Source organism: Limnospira fusiformis SAG 85.79 (assembly GCF_012516315.1).
GTDB classification, from domain to species: domain Bacteria; phylum Cyanobacteriota; class Cyanobacteriia; order Cyanobacteriales; family Microcoleaceae; genus Limnospira; species Limnospira fusiformis.
This window is the reverse complement of record NZ_CP051185.1, coordinates 4,946,363-4,966,331: the sequence shown is the minus strand read 5'-3', so window position 1 is coordinate 4,966,331 and position 19,969 is coordinate 4,946,363. Positions and strand designations below refer to the sequence as shown.

9 protein-coding genes and 1 rRNA gene are annotated in these 19,969 nt (G+C 43.5%); 5 read left to right on the top strand and 5 right to left on the bottom strand.

The annotated features are described in order from the left end of the window. Positions 1–23: 23 nt before the first annotated feature. A complete protein-coding gene (locus HFV01_RS23320; protein WP_193520424.1) occupies positions 24–1,139 on the top strand; it encodes a glycosyltransferase in 1,116 nt (371 codons plus the stop codon). A gap of 36 nt (positions 1,140–1,175) precedes the next feature. On the opposite strand, the gene HFV01_RS23315 is transcribed toward HFV01_RS23320, so the two are convergent. Together HFV01_RS23315 and HFV01_RS23310 are read right to left on the bottom strand one after the other, a co-directional pair. Further along, positions 1,176–2,408 (bottom strand): glycosyltransferase family 4 protein, encoded by a 1,233-nt coding sequence (locus HFV01_RS23315; protein ID WP_006621595.1) that lies wholly within the window; start codon positions 2,406–2,408, stop codon positions 1,176–1,178. A 17-nt stretch (positions 2,409–2,425) separates the two neighbouring features. Next, the gene (locus HFV01_RS23310; RefSeq protein ID WP_006621594.1) at positions 2,426–4,225 is read right to left on the bottom strand and encodes an ABC transporter ATP-binding protein; all 1,800 of its coding nucleotides are present in this window, start codon (positions 4,223–4,225) and stop codon (positions 2,426–2,428) included. A gap of 455 nt (positions 4,226–4,680) precedes the next feature. Here HFV01_RS23310 and HFV01_RS23305 point away from each other — a divergent pair, with 455 nt between their 5' ends. Beyond that, positions 4,681–14,151 carry a cadherin-like domain-containing protein gene (locus HFV01_RS23305; RefSeq protein WP_193520423.1) on the top strand — a complete coding sequence of 3,157 codons (9,471 nt, stop codon included), beginning with the start codon at positions 4,681–4,683 and terminating at the stop codon, positions 14,149–14,151. A gap of 89 nt (positions 14,152–14,240) precedes the next feature. Further along, positions 14,241–15,185, top strand: coding sequence for a glycosyltransferase family 2 protein (locus HFV01_RS23300; protein ID WP_006621592.1), 945 nt, complete (start codon positions 14,241–14,243; stop codon positions 15,183–15,185). Between the two features lie 55 nt (positions 15,186–15,240). Here HFV01_RS23300 and HFV01_RS23295 read toward each other — a convergent pair whose 3' ends face one another. Beyond that, complete coding sequence (locus HFV01_RS23295) at positions 15,241–16,440, bottom strand: WecB/TagA/CpsF family glycosyltransferase (protein ID WP_008057052.1); 1,200 nt, start codon at positions 16,438–16,440, stop codon at positions 15,241–15,243. A gap of 201 nt (positions 16,441–16,641) precedes the next feature. On the opposite strand from HFV01_RS23295, the gene HFV01_RS23290 reads away from it, so the two are divergent. After that, positions 16,642–17,832 carry a class I SAM-dependent methyltransferase gene (locus HFV01_RS23290; RefSeq protein ID WP_006621590.1) on the top strand — a complete coding sequence of 397 codons (1,191 nt, stop codon included), beginning with the start codon at positions 16,642–16,644 and terminating at the stop codon, positions 17,830–17,832. Between the two features lie 2 nt (positions 17,833–17,834). On the opposite strand, the gene nadC is transcribed toward HFV01_RS23290, so the two are convergent. Continuing rightward, entirely contained in the window at positions 17,835–18,749 is a 915-nt protein-coding gene (gene nadC, locus HFV01_RS23285) for a carboxylating nicotinate-nucleotide diphosphorylase (protein WP_006621589.1), read from the bottom strand. Between the two features lie 68 nt (positions 18,750–18,817). Further along, positions 18,818–18,934, bottom strand: a 5S ribosomal RNA gene (gene rrf, locus HFV01_RS23280). Positions 18,935–19,197: 263 nt separating this feature from the next. On the opposite strand from rrf, the gene HFV01_RS23275 reads away from it, so the two are divergent. Next, positions 19,198–19,887, top strand: a complete 690-nt coding sequence (locus HFV01_RS23275) for a SanA/YdcF family protein (RefSeq protein WP_006667881.1) — start codon at positions 19,198–19,200, stop codon at positions 19,885–19,887. The last annotated feature ends 82 nt before the right edge of the window (positions 19,888–19,969 follow it).

Below are 19,969 nucleotides of genomic sequence, written 5' to 3'. Positions count from 1 at the left end.
AGCATTGTTGGGAATTATTAACTATGGCTGTAGTTCAGCCCGATGTGGCACTTTTCCTTCGTTATATCGGCGGAGGTGGTGCGGAGAGGGTTATGCTAAATCTGGGTCGTGGTTTGATTGCAGAAGGCTTGAAAGTAGACTTAGTTTTGGGTAAAGGCTGGGGGCCTCACTTGGAAAAAGTACCACCAGAAATAAGGATAGTTGATTTGGGGGCTTCCGGGGTTTTGGGTACTATTTTTGCCCTGAGAAATTATTTGCAGGAATCACAGCCTAAGTCCCTACTTTCTGCCCTCCATTATGCTAATGAAATTGCGGTTTGGGCAAAACGTCTAGGGGGAGTTTCCACCCGCGTGGTGGTGTCTGAACATAATACTTTTTCGGAGGCAATACAACATACTACTAAACTTAGAAAAATTTTGCTGCCTTTGTTTGTTCGCTATTTCTACCCATGGGCGGATGGAATTGTAGCTGTTTCTCAAGGGGCGGCTGAGAACTTAGCTAAAAGTACGGGTTTAAATAGCGATCGCATTCAATATATTTATAACCCAGTTATCACGCCGGAACTATGGCAAAAAGCTGGAGAAACTTTAGATCATCCTTGGTTTCAACCGGGGGAACCTCCAGTAATTTTAGGAGTCGGAAAACTGGAAGCACAAAAAGATTTTCCCACCTTAATTAAAGCCTTTGCTAAAGTGCGACAAGTGCGACAAGTGCGCCTAGGAATTTTAGGTTGGGGACCTGATGGCGATCGCCTCGAAAATCTCATCCAAGATCATGGTTTAGGAGATGATGCCGCCCTATTAGGATATGCTGATAATCCCTATCCTTATATGGCAAATGCTGCAGTATTTGTGTTATCTTCTCGCTGGGAAGGTTTACCAACAGTTTTAATTGAAGCTATGGCGGTTGGCACTCCGGTAATTTCCACTAATTGTAAAAGTGGGGCCGCAGAAATTTTAGCAGAGGGTCGATATGGTTCCCTAGTTCCGGTGGGCGATGCTACAGCAATGGCAGAGGCGATTTTAGCCACCATTGAAGGTAACACCCCGACTGTAAACACCTCATGGCTAGAACAGTTTAGCCAGAAAATAGCAACCCAAGAATATCTGAAAATTTTAGGACTTGATTGCCGCAATTGATCCTAATTATTAGTGGTAATTCATCCTACAATTAGGTTAGGTGATAATCTGATGGAATAGTGATAAATATTGCTGGGCTTGTCTTCCTAGGGGAAATACTTGTATAGCTTTTTCTCTGGCTTTTTCTTTGAGTTTTTGCAGGCGATCGCTATCATTTAATACCCATTTAATCCCCTCGCTTAAATCATCAATTTCATAGGGTTTGACCAGATAACCATTAACTTGGTGATCAACAATATCCTTGAGTCCAGTAGCATTAAAAGCCACCACCGGAGTACCACAGGCTAAGGCTTCAGAGGCCGTTTGTCCGAAGGATTCTTGCAAGGATGGAACAATCATCACATCGGCGGCAGAATAGACCAAAGCCAAAGCAATATCATCAGAGAAACTGCCTAGATAATTAGCTGGAAAACCTAAATCTACTGGGTTTTCCGGTTCCGCAGATCCAAAAACTACTAATTCAAGCTGATTTTGCCACCCTGACTGACTCAGCTTTTGCAGCGCCGGAAGTAGCAAATTAAAACCCTTTCTGGGGTCAGCAGTCGCAGCGATCGCCCCAAATAAAACCAGTTGTTTGTCCTGGGGTAAATTCAGTAAATGTCGGGCGATTTTCGTTTCTATAGGTCGATAAATTTGGGTATCCAGACAGAAGGGAATCACCTCTACTCGCCGCTGTCCAAATAAGGAACTTGAACGCACACAATCCGCCATCCAACTACTAGGAGTTACAATAGTTAAGTTGAGATTTTTCCAGGCTTTAAATTTCCGTTTCCAAACCTGTCGAGATAAATCCCGATCGCGACCACTTTTCAGTTGCGGACATTGACCGCAGGAATTTTGGTAGCGATCGCATCCCTCGCTGTAATGACAACCCCCAGTTAAAGGCCACATATCTTGAAGAGTCCACACTAAGGGTTTGTTCAATTTAGCCAAAGTTTCAATCTGGATAAAGCCATTACAAACCCAGTGTAAATTTACCACATCTGGGTTAATTTTAGTTACTCTACTAGCTATGACATCGGGGAACCATTGAGGAGAAAAAAGCAGGCGATCGCGTTTTGGGTAGCGTCTCAGGGGGATACTATTAGCACCAGGACCTAGTTTAGTGATGATACTTTTTTCGGCTATAACAGTGCGATCGCCACTAAATTTTCCCCGCACCAACATTCGAGATTCAACCCCCATAGAAATTAAACCTCGATGTACTCTATACGCGGCTCTAGCCGCACCGCCTTCGACATCAGTTGAACTGAGAATTACTGGTTTCATCTGTGTATTTCCATGGGTTATGATTGAATATTTCCTAGGACAATTTCGTTATAAGTCCCCGACCTAACAATGCGGCCTTTTTCCATGACATAAAGGCGATCGCAATGTTGTATAGTCGTCAAACGATGAGCAATCATAATCATAGTTTTAATTCCACTCAGAGATTTAATAGACTCAGTGACCAAACTTTCCGTCTCATTATCTAACGCCGAAGTCGCCTCATCTAACACCAGAATATCCCGTTCATGGTAAAGAGCGCGAGCAATACCAATCCGTTGGCGTTGACCCCCAGAAAGGCGCACTCCTCTTTCCCCGACCATGGTATTTATTCCATCGGGAAGTTCTTTGACCAAATCCATAAGTTGAGCCATTTCTAAAGCCTGTTGTAGACGTTTATGATCAATTAAATCATCAGCCACCCCGAAAGCAATATTTCTCTCTATTGTATCTGCCATTAAAAAAATAGACTGGGGAATATAGCCAATCATATTTTGCCACGATCGCAAATTATTATAAATAGAAATATCATCAATTTTAATATCACCACCTTGGGGTATTAATAACCCCAGCATGATATCAACTAACGTAGTCTTTCCGGCTCCAGACTGACCAATAAAAGCAATCGATTCTCCCTTCCTAATCGACAAAGAAACGTCGGAAATGGCTGGCGATTCAGAACCAGGATATTGATAAGTTACACCGTCAAAAATAATCTGACCAAAATCTTTATTCTTGAATTTATGGTCAGCTAATTGACTGATTTTTGTAACTACGGTGCGATTTGAAACTTCGCTGTTTTTGAGAGTTTCAATTTCTCGTAAATCATGACTTAATCTTTCTAATACATAGGTCATACTCCGCAATTTACTCACATCTTTACTCAAATTAGAAATAGCTGGTAGTAAACGAATTGATGACAAAGCGAATATACTTAATGCCGGAATAAATCCATCAATATCTTGTCCCAGTAGAATCATAGTTGATGTGATTCCCACTAAAAATAAAATGAGAATTGCCTCAACTAATATTCTGGGGACAACTTGAAAAGAAAGTAAGAAAGTTCCCGCCTCTATATATTCCCGTGATTGCTCACTCAGTTGTTCTTCAAAAAAGCCAGAACAGCCAATTACCTTAGTTTCTTTAATCCCCCCTAAACTATGATTAACAATACGAATTATCGATTCATCAGCATAACTAACACGCTTACCCCAGTATTTAATTTTATCTTTAAAAGCATTCAGGATTAAAATTAAAGGTAAAAACAGAAATATTAAAACAATTACCACCAATTGACTGGTCATCAATAGCAATCCACTCAAAGCTATAATAATCATTAAATTGGCAGCCGAATTGAGTATAGGCATAAGAATATCTAGTGCAAAAGCCTGGGTATAAATAATTATACATTGAATGACCGCAGCACTATCCTTCGACAAATGGAAAGTATAAGGAACAGACAGATATTCTTGGATTAATTTTTCACACAATTTCCCACGAACTTTCAGACAAAACCCAAATACATAGGTTTTAATCTGCCAGTTTAAGAAAGATTTAATAGCAAATAAAGCAATAATAAACAATCCCAATAATGCTATACCGTGGGATGCTTCTGTTAAATTTAAGCCAGCATATATAGAGGCTACAAATTCACTTTCATTGACTAAATTGGGATGACTAGCTAAATTCAAAAAAGGTCCTATCATGCCAATCCCAAATGCTTCCAGCACTGACATGACTACAAATAAAATTACTAAAATTACTAACTGTTTTGGGGAAGCCGGAAGAATGAAAAAAAACCGATTTATAAAATTCTGCATTGTCGCTATATTTGACTCCCAGTGCCTTGGATATTTTTAATGACCAAAATAGACCAGTACCATGATACCCCAGATGATAGCCACCCATTATATGGACTTTACCCTAACTATAGCAATAATAAATGTTATGTAAAGTCTCCTCAACTCTACTTATACCAGTACGGTGGTCGCTCAGACTGTCTGACTAACTACTGATGTATCATACTAGGCTACAGTAACCTCTTGGCTAACTTACTCTCCGGGGTCAAGCCAGAAGGTCTGGTTACATTTCACCCTAGCTTTACAATCAGCACCCTTATTTAAACTTTTAAGTAAAGATTCTGTAAACTACTCCGTATTTTCACGGATATATGACAAAATCTAAGAAATTAAGCCCATCAGTCAGTTGAGACTGGGGCTTTAGCTATTGTTCAGGCAGCTTGCCATCAGCTTTTTAGGTTCCTAGCAACTCACCCATGATTAACCCCACAGCCACCGATATTAACTCAAAGTCCTTCCCCTTGGAATGGCTATTCTCGGCGTTCAGAGTATCCGAAACGCTTAAAACTGGTCAACAGGTAGTAATAATTGACTCCGGGGTTAAAGATTATCGGGAGTTGATTAGTGGCCTTCGCGCGGTGGCAGATGTCATAATTTTGTCCCCCAACAGAGATGGTGTCCTACAGATAGCGGAGACCCTATACCAATATAATACGATCGCACAAATTCATATAATCTGCCATGGCTCACCAGGTTGTCTGAAATTGGGGAATGTGGAACTAACCTCAGAAACCCTCCCCCACTACAGCCAACACCTAGGAACCTTAAACGATAAACTGCACGATAGCTCTATTATCCTCTATGGTTGCCAAGTCGCCGCCGGACCTAAGGGGGAAACCTTCCTTAAACAACTGCATCAACTTACAAGAGCCAATATTACCGCCTCAACTACCCCCACAGGTAATCACCAATTGGGGGGAGACTGGGATTTTCAGATCAACATAGGAAACCCTATCGATACCAATTCCATATTTTCCCCAGTCACAATGGCAACCTACAGCCACACCTTAGCCTTTGAGTCGGACGACTTCAACACCAACAGCCTCAACGCCTGGTGGAATTTTATCACTCCCAACAATAACAGTTCCTACCTACTCACCGGAACAGGTACACCAGATGCTTATGTAGAACTATCAGTCCCCGGTGCTACTGATATGTGGAATGCCAACCGTAGCGCCACCAGACTCATGCAGCCGGCTCAAAATGAAGATTTTGAGTTAGAAATCAAATTTGCCGCCGACCCCGCCTTAAATAAGCAAATGCAGGGGATTTTGGTAGAGCAAGATAATAATAACTGGCTCAGGTTTGATGTCTTTAAAATTAATTCAGATTTAGCCTTATTTGCGGGTTCAACCCGTAACGGTGGTTCCCGGTCGATGATTCGTATGGGGGTACAACCCGGACAAGCGCGACACCTGAAGGTTAACCGCACTGGGGATGTCTGGACTCTCAACTATTCCGCTGATGGTGTGAGTTGGACTACGGCTGGGAGTTTTACGCAAGCCTTACAAGTCCAACAGGTGGGGTTATTTGCGGCTAATGCTGACAGTTCATCATCTCCTCAGTTTACCTCCCAGGTCGATTACTTTTTTAATACAGCCTCTCCTATTATTCCAGAAGATGGTCAGGTTGTTACTCCAGAACCAATTGAAAATCAGCCACCCACCGCTAACGATGATAACGCGACGGTCAGAACCGGAAACACTGTTACCATTAACGTCCTCAATAATGATAGCGACCCCGATGGTGTTTTAGTCCCGGATACCGTCGCGGTAGTTGACTCTCCAGATTACGGTACTATCACGGTTAACCCTAACGGAACTATCACCTATAGCCATGACGGTTCATCTACCGGTACGGATAGCTTTACTTATACGGTAGAGGATGATGATGGCGCTACCTCTAACGAAGCTACCGTTTTCCTGACTATCGAGGAAAATCAGCCACCCATAGCCAATGATGATAACGCTACCGTCCGCACCGGAAACACTGTTACCATTAACGTCCTCAATAATGATAGCGACCCGGATGGTGTTTTAATCCCGGATACCGTCGCGGTAGTTGATTTACCAGATTACGGTACTATCACGGTTAACCCTAACGGAACTATCACCTATAGCCATGACGGTTCATCTACCAATAGCGATCGCTTTACTTATACGGTAGAGGATGATGATGGCGCTACCTCTAACGAAGCCACCGTTTTCCTGACTATCGAGGAAAATCAGCCACCCATAGCCAATGATGATAACGCTACCGTCCGCACCGGAAACACTGTTACCATTAACGTCCTTAGTAATGATAGCGACCCGGATGGTGTTTTAGTCCCGGATACGGTGACGGTGGTTGATTTACCAGATTACGGTAATATCACCGTTAACCCTAACGGAACTATCACCTATAGCCATGACGGTTCATCTACCGGTACGGATAGCTTTACTTATACGGTAGAGGATGATGATGGCGCTATCTCCAACCTAGCCAATGTTAGCATCACCATTCAAGAACCATCAGCAGACCCAAATCCCACCGTTCTTGATATCTGGTATGGTTCAGAACAGAGTTTTGGTCATATTGGTAAGCCTCTAGTTTGGGTCAATATCCTTGGTTACGCTTTCGACCCAGACGGTATATCTTCTCTAAGCTACTCACTCAATGGAGGACCAGAAATTCCTCTTCGTCTTAATGTTCATGGTCAACCCAGGAATCCTCGTTTATCAAGAAATGGCGACTTTAACGTTGAAATTGCTTACACAGATCTCAACCCCGCATCTGATCAGGATGATATAGTTGTTATTACAGCAGTTGATACACTGGGTCATATTGCTACCGAATCTGTCACTATTAAACATGAATTAGGAAATGCTTGGCCGAAAACTTATTCCATTGACTGGAGTGAAGTTGATCAAATTAACGATGTAGCACAAGTAGTAGATGGTCTGTGGACTTTAACAGATGATGGAGTCCGCACGGCTGAAACAGGTTATGACCGCTTAATTGCTATTGGTGACATTGGATGGGATGACTACGAAGCCACTGTTCCCATTACGATTCATGAAACTAATACTAATGGGATAATCGGTCTGTTAATGCGATGGAAAGGACATCAACCTGATGGTGGGACTCAGCCTTATGTTCAGTGGCGCACCCATGGGGAAATTGGTTTTTATCACATGAGCAGTGGCTTGTCTTTAGAAGGAACAACGTTCTTTAATAGTGGCAGAAATATCACGCTGGAAGCGGGGAATACCTACAATTTCAAGATGCGATCGCAAACTGTGGATGATGGTAGTATTTATAGCTTTAAAGTTTGGGAGGAAAGCGAACCGGAACCCACAGAATGGGATCGTAAATCCTTTAAATCATCATCAGACATCAGAGCCTTGTCTCATGGTTCGTTGCTGCTAGTTGCTCACTATTATGATGCCACTTTTGGTGATGTTACAGTTGTTCCCTATGGAGAAGAGCGACCTAACCTCGCACCGATCGCCAATAATGATCACACTAGAGTTAGCCAAGGAAATAGTGTTAATATTAGAGTTCTCAGTAATGATGAAGATATTGACGGTAGCTTGATGCCGAATACTGTAACTATCGTTACTGAACCAAATCACGGCACTGTTAGTATTCAAAATGGGGTAGTTACTTACAATCATAATGGTTCCTATACCAGTGGCGATCGCTTTACTTATACCGTCGAAGATAATCATGGCGCTACCTCCAATGAAGCCACTGTATTTCTGGGTATTTCGGAATTAGATTTAGCCTTCAACTCCGATGATTTTAATAGCAGCACCCTCAAGCCAGAATGGAATTTTATTAAACCCCTAGCCAATTCCTCCTATGCTTTAACTGGAACCGGAACAAGTGATGCTTATTTAGAACTTTCTGTTCCCGCTCAAACTGATCTATGGAATCAAAATCGGACCACGGCGCGACTCATGCAACCCGCCGCCAACGAAGATTTTGAATTAGAAATTAAATTCGCTTCCGACCCCACTGTATCCAAACAAATGCAAGGAATTTTGGTAGAGCAAGATGAGCGGAACTGGTTAAGGTTTAATGTATCTCAAACCGGGTCAGGTTTATCAGTATTCGCTGCTTCTACGACTAATGGTAGTTCCCGTGTGATGGTTTCTGGTTCCGTGGCTGCTGGACAAGCTCGATATTTGAATGTAAATCGACAAGGAAACTTATGGACTCTCAAATCTTCTGGAGATGGTATCAATTGGAACACAGTTGGCAGTTTTATCCGTGATTTACAAGTCCAAGAAGTGGGGTTGTTTGCGGGTCATGCTGGAAATTCACCAGCAATGTTTACCACCCAGGTCGATTACTTTTTCAATATGGCGGCTCCCATTGTCCCGGAAGATGTCTCCCTAGGAAATCAGCCACCCATAGCCAATGATGATACAGCCAGAGTACAGCCAAGCCAATCTGTTGTCATTGATGTGTTAAGCAATGATAGCGACCCGGATGGTGTTTTAATCCCAGATACCGTCACCGTAGTTAACTCTCCAGACTACGGTACTATCACGGTTAACCCTAACGGAACTATCACCTATAGCCATGACGGTTCATCTACCAGTACGGATAGCTTTACTTATACCGTAGAGGATAATGATGGCGCTATCTCCAACTCAGCTACCGTCTTCCTGACTATCCAAGAAAATCAACCCCCCACCGCTAACGATGATAACGCTACCGTCCGCACTGGAAACACCGTTACCATTAACGTCCTCAATAACGATAGCGACCCCGATGGTGTTTTAGTCCCAGATACCGTCACCGTAGTTGATTTACCAGATTACGGTACTATCACCGTTAACCCTAACGGAACTATCACCTATAGCCATGACGGTTCATCTACCAATAGCGATCGCTTTACTTATACCGTAGAGGATGATGATGGCGCTATCTCTAACCCAGCCACCGTCTCCCTGACTATCCAAGAAAATCAACCCCCCACCGCTAACGATGATAACGCTACCGTCCGCACTGGAAACACTGTTACCATTAACGTCCTCAATAACGATAGCGACCCCGATGGTGTTTTAGTCCCAGATACCGTCACCGTAGTTGATTTACCAGATTACGGTACTATCACCGTTAACCCTAACGGAACTATCACCTATAGCCATGACGGTTCATCTACCAATAGCGATCGCTTTACTTATACCGTAGAGGATGATGATGGCGCTATCTCCAACTCAGCTACCGTCTTCCTGACTATCGAGGAAAATCAACCCCCCACCGCTAACGATGATAACGCCACCGTCCGCACTGGAAACACTGTTACCATTAACGTCCTCAATAACGATAGCGACCCCGATGGTGTTTTAGTCCCAGATACCGTCACCGTAGTTGACTCTCCCAACTACGGTAATATCACTGTTAACCCTAACGGAACCATCACCTATAGCCATGACGGTTCATCTACCAATACGGATAGCTTTACTTATACCGTAGAGGATAATGATGGCGCTATCTCTAACCCAGCCACCGTCTTCCTAACCGTTTCCGAGTTAGACTTAGCCTTTGAGTCCGACGACTTCAACAGCAATAGCCTAGACCCCCGCTGGAATTTTATCAGTCCCAACAATAACAGTTCCTACCTACTCACCGGAACAGGTACACCAGATGCTTATGTAGAACTATCAGTTCCTGGTGCTACTGATATGTGGAATCGCAACCGTAGCGCCGCCAGACTCATGCAGCCGGCCGCCAATGAAGATTTTGAGTTAGAAATCAAATTTGCCGCCGACCCCGCCTTAGATAAGCAAATACAGGGGATTTTGGTAGAACAAGATGATAATAACTGGGTCAGGTTTGATGTCTTTAAGACTAATTCAGGTTTAGCCTTATTTGCAGCTTCAACCCGTAACGGTGGTTCCCGGTCAATGATTCGTATGGGGGTAGAACCCGGACAAGCGCGACACCTGAAAGTTAACCGCACTGGGGATGTCTGGACTCTCAACTATTCCCCAGATGGTTCAACTTGGACGACCGCCGGGAGTTTTACCCAAGCCTTACAAGTGCAACAGGTAGGGTTATTTGCGGGAAATGCCGGAAGTTCATCATCTCCTACGTTTACCAGCCAGGTCGATTACTTCTTCAATACGGCCGCTCCTATTATTCCAGAAGATGGTCAGGTTGTGATTCCCGAAGATGAACCGCCTGTTATTCCAGAAGATGAACAACTGGAAAATCAACCCCCCACCGCTAACGATGATAACGCCACCGTCAAAACCGGAAACACCGTTACCATTGATGTCCTCAATAACGATAGCGACCCCGATGGTGTTTTAATCCCAGATACCGTCACCGTAGTTGATTTACCAGATTACGGTAATATCACCGTTAACCCTAACGGAACCATCACCTATAGCCATGACGGTTCATCTACCAATAGCGATCGCTTTACTTATACCGTAGAGGATGATGATGGCGCTATCTCCAACTCAGCTACCGTCTTCCTGACTATCGAGGAAAATCAACCCCCCACCGCTAACGATGATAACGCCACCGTCCTCATAGGTAACACCGTTACCATTAACGTCCTCAATAACGATAGCGACCCCGATGGTGTTTTAGTCCCAGATACCGTCACCGTAGTTGACTCTCCCAACTACGGTAATATCACCGTTAACCCTAACGGAACCATCACCTATAGCCATGACGGTTCATCTACCAGTACGGATAGCTTTACTTATACCGTAGAGGATAATGATGGCGCTATCTCTAACCCAGCTACCGTCTCCCTAACCGTTTCCGAGTTAGACTTAGCCTTTGAGTCCGACGACTTCAACAGCAATAGCCTAGACCCCCGCTGGAATTTTATCAGTCCCAACAATAACAGTTCCTACCTACTCACCGGAACAGGTACACCAGATGCTTATGTAGAACTATCAGTCCCTGGTGGTACTGATATGTGGAATAGCAACCGTAGCGCCGCCAGACTCATGCAGCCGGCTCAAAATGAAGATTTTGAGTTAGAAATCAAATTTGCCGCCGACCCCGCCTTAGATAAGCAAATACAGGGGATTTTGGTAGAGCAAGATGATAATAACTGGGTCAGGTTTGATGTCTTTAAGACTAATTCAGGTTTAGCCTTATTTGCAGCTTCAACCCGTAACGGTGGTTCCCGGTCAATGATTCGTATGGGGGTAGAACCCGGACAAGCGCGACACCTGAAAGTTAACCGCACTGGGGATGTCTGGACTCTCAACTATTCCCCAGATGGTTCAACTTGGACGACCGCCGGGAGTTTTACCCAAGCCTTACAAGTGCAACAGGTGGGGTTATTTGCGGGAAATGCCGGAAGTTCATCATCTCCTACCTTTACCAGCCAGGTCGATTACTTCTTCAATACAGCCGCTCCTATTATCCCAGAAGATACCCCAGACCTGTCACCCCCAACGGCGGCTTTACTGGCTCCTGATTTGACTCCTATCTTGGGTAGTGATACCGGATATGCTTTCACGGTTAGCTACTCTGATGACTGGGAAATTCAAGAATCTACTTTAGATGATGCCGATATCCGGGTTATAGGACCATTAGGGGTTCAGCAACTGGCTAGTTTGGTGCGTGTCTACGGTGAGGAAAATGGAAACACCCGGAATGCTACCTATCAAATTACACCTTCTGGCGGCGTTTGGGATGTCTCCGACGGCGGAACTTATACCGTCATCATGGAACCCAATGCTGTTAGTGATATGGCAGGTAATTTTATCCCAACTGCCACTTTGGGTAGTTTTACCGTTGATTTTAGCGCTAATACACCGACTCAAAATATTGTTTTCCCGGCTGATGCAGGTGTGGTTGATGTTAGGGATTATGGAGCGATTCCTAATGATGGTATAGATGATACTGCTGCTATTCAGCAAGCTATTAATGAGAATGCTGGTCAAAATCGGATTATTTACTTCCCTAATGGGGTTTATGATGTTAGTGGAAGGATTGCATACCCTGGCAGTGAAAAGCGCAATATTCTTCAGGGGGAAAGCCGTGATGGCACTATTATTAGACTTCAAGATAATTTGGGTTTTGATACTGCGGTTATTGATACCGGAAATCCACCCGCTCAAAGGTTCCGCAATAGTATCAGGGATTTGACTGTTGATGTGGGTCAGGGAAACCCAGATGCGATCGCTATTAATTTTATAGCAAACAACCAGGGAACTCTCAATAATGTTCGCATAGTTTCCCGTGATGGACAAGGTGCGATCGGTCTTGATCTCGCCACCGATGAAAATGGACCTCTACTGGTTAAGGATGTCGAAGTCGTCGGATTTGATGTCGGTATTCGGACTTGGAATCCTACCGCTACTCAAACACTCGAAGGCGTTAAACTTGTTAATCAAAATGTTTATGGTTGGCAGAATTTTAATCAAACTCTGTTTGTGCGAGACTTAGAAAGCACTAATGCCGTTCCCGTCATTTGGAATATGCCTGATGGTTCCAGTGATTTTACGATTATGGATGCTAACTTAACTGGGGTCGGTGCAGCCGCCACTCAACCTGCTATTCATAATCAAAAAGGGATGTATGTTAATAATCTCAATACCTCTGGTTATGAACTGGCTATTCTACAGGATGATAATGGACGAGGTAACTTGTCTCAACCTGATGGTTATGTGGCTGAGTGGATGGCGCGTGGTGGCTTTAATACCCTATTTGATGCTCCCACTCAGGCTTTTGAACTGGAAGTTTTGCCAACTCCCGTAGTCCCTTGGGATGATTTGTCTGATTGGGTCAGTCCTTTGGCTTTTGGTGGTTTGCCTAATGATGGCATTGATGATACCCTGGCAATTCAGGCGGCGATCGATTCTGGTGCTAGTACCGTTTACCTACCTAATGGGGTATGGAATATTGGTGGTAATCTTCAGTTAAGAAATAATCTACAGCGCTTTATTGGCACAGAAGCTACTATTCTAGGTAGTGGCACAATTACTGTCGCTGATGGCACTACCGATGTCGTCTCTGTGGAGCGTTTGGAAGCTCCAAATATTACCTTTGTTCAAGACAGCGATCGGACTATGGTTATGTCCAATATGATTATTAATCAGTATTTTAACACCAGTCAAGGAACTGGGGATTTATATATTGAAGATATCAGTGGCGGTCCTTGGTCTTTCACTAATCAAAATGTTTGGGCTCGTCAAATTAATCCCGAGACTATTCACACTCCCCGAATTAAGAATGATGGCGGTAATTTGTGGATTCTTGGCTACAAAACTGAGGATGAGGGGACATTAGTTGAGACTGTTAATGGTGGAAAAACTGAAGTTTTGGGCGCTTATATACTCCATGGAGAATTTGGAGATATCCCCGTTTTTATTAATAATGAATCCTCTCTAAGCTATGTCGCAGCCAGTTTCCGATCTTTCAAGGGTGAGCCTTTACCCGCTGTCGGAGTAGAGGAAATTCAGAACCTGGAAACCAGACGAACTGTGGGACTTCCTGGCTACTATAGTTCTACCTCTTTAAATCGGGTTCCCGTTAATACCATAGTTGGTACTCAAGGCGATGATTGGCTGAATGGAACAGACCCCAATTCCTCTAATCCTGGACGCGGACAAATAGATATATTGACAGGAAATGGCGGTTTTGATACATTTGTCTTAGGTGACAGTAATTCTGTGTACTATGATGATGGCATTGATGACCAACCCGGTTGGCAAGATTATGCTCTGATTACTGATTTTGATAATGATGTGATTCAGCTTCACGGTAGCTCAGAAGATTATCGCCTCGCAGATAGTCCCCAAGGCTTACCTAATGGGTTGGCTATCTTCTATAAAGGCGATGTTACTGATGAACTTATTGGTATTGTGCAAGGAATGAACAATATCAGTTTAAATAGTTCCTCTTTTGTTTATGTGTAATCCTGAAAAGGAGGATTGATGGTTGATTGACGGTTGAGTTGAGATCTGCTTATTCAACTTTTATTCACATGAGAGGCTACAGGTAAAATATGGTACAAACTTATCCTCCTCATCCCCGCGTTAGCATTGGTATGCCTGTCTACAATGGGGAAAATTTTATACAGGAAACTTTAGATTGTCTATTGTCTCAGACTTTTGATGATTTTGAACTGATTATTTGTGATAATGCTTCCACGGACAGGACTGAGGAAATTTGCCGAGATTATGCGGCTAGGGATAAACGTATCCGTTACTATCGCCATCCAGAAAATTTGGGTGCCGCTAAAAATTATAATCGAACTTTTGAATTGTCTACCGCTGAATATTTTAAGTGGGCAGCACACGATGATTTATATGCTCCCGAGTTTTTAGAACGCTGTGTAGAAGCCTTGGATAGTCACCCGTCTGCTGTTTTGTGTTACCCTCAAGAATACTGGATTGATGAACAAGGAAATCCGCTCAAATCTCATGCTGATATTCTCAATTTGCGATCGCCAAAACCCACGGAGCGATTTAAACAATATCATGACCTTTGGCAACAACGTAAGTATATGCCAGGACACATGGTATTTGGCTTAATGAGAACTGATGAACTGAGAAAAACTCAGCTAATTGGAGATTATATATGGGCTGACTTACCCTTGGCTGCTGAACTCGCACTTAGAGGCGAGTTCTATGAAATTCCTCAACCTCTTTTCTTTTATAGGGAGCATTCCCAAACCTCACGAGCCATCCGCAAAGATGCTGGTAGTTTGGCTCTTTTGAATTGGTATAACTCTCAGACAACTAGAAAGTTTTCACTCACCAATTGGACGCTTTTATTTCAATATATCAAAGTGATTAATCGGGTTCCTATCACATTTTCCGAAAAGCTATATTGCTATGGTCAAATGGGTAGGTGGGTCTCGTGGAAGTGGAAAAGGCTGGGTTGGGAGTTGATGCAAGCTGCTGTCCAAGCGCCTAGTGTATTTTTCCCAAAAACCCAAAATACTTAATTTATTTGAGCAAGCCATCAAAGACTTTACACCTTTAATGACCATAACCTATTAATTACATTTCCGGTTCCATAAACTCCAAAAATAAGTCCACGGTCTCCGGTTTAACCCATCCCTTACTAATTGCCATTTCTCCAAACCTCAGTCCGGTTTTATGTTGCTTTTCTAAAATTATCTGAATTTGATGTTCATTTAATAAAGCCGCTGATTTTAAATAGTACCCTAAAGGATGCTGTTCTCTGTGAATAGCTAATTCAGGTAACTGCTCTGTGAAAAACTCTATGGTTTCCGGTTTCAGTAAACCTTGGGAAGTTAAAATGTCTCCAAAACGCAGGTTTTTTCCGGCTCGCTGAGTTTGTAAAACCATCTGTACTTGATCTGGAGAAAGTAAACCCGCCCTTTGTAAGACACGCCCCACAGGTCGATAGACTAAACCCCTGGGCGCTTCAATTAATACATTACTAGGAATTTCCGAGTATTGTTTTTTAACCCGGTCTAACCAATGATACTCAGTTAATAGTTGTTTAGTTGCTAATAAAATAAACGGCGGAATAGTCTTAGCATAGCGACCAAACAAACGATTAGGTTCTTGAACTAATCGGTAAAACCATTCTAAGCCGGACTCTCGCACCCACTCTGGGGCGCGATTATGAAAACCTGCATAAACGGGAAACACCGCCCCAATTCCAATCATCACAGCCCGAATTTTGCCTCGATGCTGATGAATAAATTTTTCTTGTTTAGGACATCCCAGAGAAACAAATATTAACCCCGCCCCACTATTGTTAATTTCTTTAATTAATGCGTCATCTTCGGCTTGAGTCAGGGGGCGAAATGGCAAAGATTTAAACCCCGCGACCTTTAAATGGGGAAATTCATTGAGGACTTTGGTTTGCATTTTTTCCAGAACCTCTGGTTTAGAACCTAAGAAAAAAACGCTGACATTATATAAGGGTGCTAAGTTACACAAACTCAGGAGCATATCCATTCCTGCCACTCGGTCTTGAGGAATACCTACTTGCCGAATCATCCAGACTAGAGGCATTCCGTCAGGAGTTACCATATCAGCATTTTCTAATATCCGAGCAAATACAGGATTCCAATAGGCTTCCATGAGCATATGAACATTTGCCACACAAACGACCCGGCTTTGTCGCCGAGAACCCCACTCCAAAATAGTTTCAATTTGGTCTCTGAACTGGAGAGCGGTAATATAAGATCCTACAACTTTCACTTGGCGAATAGGTAAGCTCATAGTTTTTATATAACTTTAATATAAATAAGTTGTTCAACAAAAAATAGAGCAATATGTTTACTACAAGTATACTCGACTCTATAGCAGTTTGGCAAGTCAAGTTTGATTAACTTACATTGTGATTTGTATCTTGGGGAAACGTTACTAGGCAAATCACCAGGACAATGATATGTTAGTAGGTAAATATTAGCACCTATAACTATGTTAGAAACACCTATCTGTCCGGTATGCGGTTCGGAACATCGCCAGGTATTTTGGGAAATGTTGGATATTCCGGTTTTTTGTAATATCCTATGGTCGGATCGTGATGGGGCTATTAATTGTAATCGTGGGGACTTGAAACTGGCTTTCTGTGAAGATTGCGGTTTTATTGATAATATAGCTTTTGACCCACAACGTTTAGAATATACGCAAGTCTATGAAAATGCTCTGGATTTTTCCCCTCGGTTTCAGCAGTATGCTCAGAATTTAGCTGAAAGGTTAATCAATACCTACAATTTACAGGAAAAGACTATTATTGAGATCGGATGTGGTAAAGGGGAATTTCTGACGCTGTTGTGTGAATTGGGGAACAATCGCGGCATCGGTTTTGACCCGACTTATGTGCCTTTACCTGACCATGAAAAATTGGGCGATCGCCTCCAGTTTATTCGGGATTTATATTCGGAAAAATATGCTGATTACCAAGGAAATTTTATCTGCTGTCGCCACACATTAGAACACATACCCACCCCCACAAACCTGCTAAAATCCCTAGCACAAATAGTGGGAAATAAACCAGAAACCGGGATTTTCTTTGAGGTTCCTAATGCCTTAGATATTTTTGATAATCTGGCAGTTTGGGATATTATTTATGAACATTGCTGTTATTTTGCGCCCGTCAGTTTAGCCTATGCTTTCTCATCCTGTGGTTTTGAGGTTAAACAAATAACCGAAGAATTCCGAGGGCAATTTTTATGTCTGGAAGCGCAGCCTAGTCTTAATAGCGATCGCACGATTAAACCGGAAACCGAACAGGTTAATCAGTTAGCTAACAGCATTGCTGAATTTTCACAAAAGTTTGAGGATAAGTTATCAGAGTGGGAACAAAAACTAGGTGATCTGGTTAACCAAGGCCAGCGGGTGGTCATTTGGGGCAGTGGTTCCAAAGGTGTGACATTCTTAAACTTTATGAAAGCAGCCAAGACAGCAATTGAATATGTTGTTGATATTAACCCTCGCAAACAGGGAATGTATGTAGCGGGAACTGGTCAAAAAATTGTCCCCCCTGCATTTTTAGTAGACTATAAACCAGATGTGGTGATTATCATGAACCCTATTTATGAACAGGAAATCACCCAGATGCTACAGGCTCTGGGTTTAACATCCTGTCAAGTGCGCTGTGATGTTTGAGGTTAAATCATTCTAATTTTGGAAGGGTCATTAATCCCCAAGTTTCCGGGTCCCAAATTCATGCTGATATCTAACCAGGGGGAACGGGTAATAGTAGCGCTAGTGGAGATATAATCAACACCAATTTCGGCAACTTGGCGAATAGTTTGTAGGGTAATATTTCCTGATGCCTCAATTTTAATGCGGCTATTATACTGGCGAATCATCTCGATCGCCTCTTGCATCATAGCTACGGACATATTATCTAACATGATAATATCCGCCCCCGCATTTACCGCCGTTTTCACCTGTTCAATAGTTTCGGTTTCCACCTCAATGGTCAGAGGATAAGGCATAGTTTCGCGAATTAGGGCGATCGCTTTTTCAATACCCCCAGCCGCCAAAATATGATTATCTTTAATCAAAACCGCATCATCAAGTCCCATGCGATGATTTTTCGCCCCCCCGACTTGGACGGCATATTTTTCTAACAGTCGCAGTCCTGGGGTAGTTTTGCGGGTATCCACCAGTTGAGTCGGTAAATCAGCGATCGCATCCACATATTCACGGGTGGAAGTGGCTACCCCACTCAGTCGCATCGCCAAATTTAGGGCTACCCTTTCCCCCATCAACAAAGCATCTAGGGGTCCTTCTAATTGTAGGATTACTTGTCCACGATCGCACCGATCGCCATCTTTCACCGTTGGTGTCACCTCAAGGCGATCGCTTAACAGTTGAAAAACCCGCGCCGCCACTGCTAACCCCGCCATAATTCCTGGCGCTTTCGCGGACCAATGCGCTGTTCCCCATAAACTTTCCCCCCTCAACAAACCATCAGTAGTGCGATCGCCCCTACCAATATCTTCAGTTAACCACTGTTTTAGCTGAGGGTCTAGGACGATCCAGGGCGGTAAGATTGCTGATTTGGGTTTAATCATGCTATTGTTCCTTAAAAACTAAAGCCCCCCTCCGTTTATCACTGGAAGGAAGCTATAGTTTATATTAATCCTGGCATCTTGCTATTTTCCCAGGCAGCTACCCGCCAAGTATCTTCGCCGTTTCAGCGTTTCACATCCGAGTTCGGGATGGATCGGTGTGGTTCCACTGAGCCATAGACACCAGGAAAGACTTAAAATCTTTCGAGGTTGCTGGAAAGTCGCTCTCGCTTGTTTCCCTCGCACAATTAATAATAGTAGTAGGTTATCGGATATATGTCAACCCCTTTCACCAAATTTTTGGCAAATTTGTTGCCAAACCTCTCTGTGTGGGATTTTCCAGGTATCTGGGAATAGTTTATATTTAGGCAATGTTGCTGAAACTAGGCCCCTGGGAGGGTAAATTATAAAAATTAGCTAGGCTCCCCGGCCACGGCAATTTTTTGGTAAAATGTTGAACTGCTACGCTCAGATTGAAACTATGTTGCCCAAATGGTTAATACTACACTGGCGTTTATTATTGGTGTTATCAGTTATTGGCGGACTGCTTACGCCATTTGTGCTGAACTTATATATTAACTTGATCACCCAAACTCGCCGCTACACTGAGATCGCCGATGTTCCTGACAAACCGGTGGCGATCGTGTTTGGGGCGGGACTTTGGGCGGATGGAACCCCTACACCGATGTTAGCCGATCGCATTCAGGGGGCGATCGACCTGTACAAACTGGGACGGGTTGAAAAGATTTTAATGACCGGAGACAATGGCACTCCCGAATATAATGAGGTAGTGGCCATGCAGCTATATGCGATCGACCAAGGAGTTCCCGCAAACGACATTCGCCTGGACTATGCGGGATTTAGTACCTACGAAAGCTGTTATCGCGCCAGGGAAATTTTTGGCATCGAGACGGCGGTACTAATCACCCAACAATATCACCTACCCCGTGCGGTGTATATATGCAATCGTTTAGGGATTGATGCGATCGGTTTTGGGACACCGGACTGGGGCAAATTTCGGGATGATTCCATGCGATTCTATACCCGGCGAGAACTTCTAGCCGTTGTCAAAGCTGTTGTCCAAGTCCATATTCTTCGCCCTAAACCCACCTTCCTAGGACCCTTTGAGGGAATGTATTAATGACGAAGTCAGCACCCCCGGCTGAAGCACGGGGGCTTCGTGCCCCCCGCTTTCAGGTAGCTGACCAGCTTAAGCCTTAACT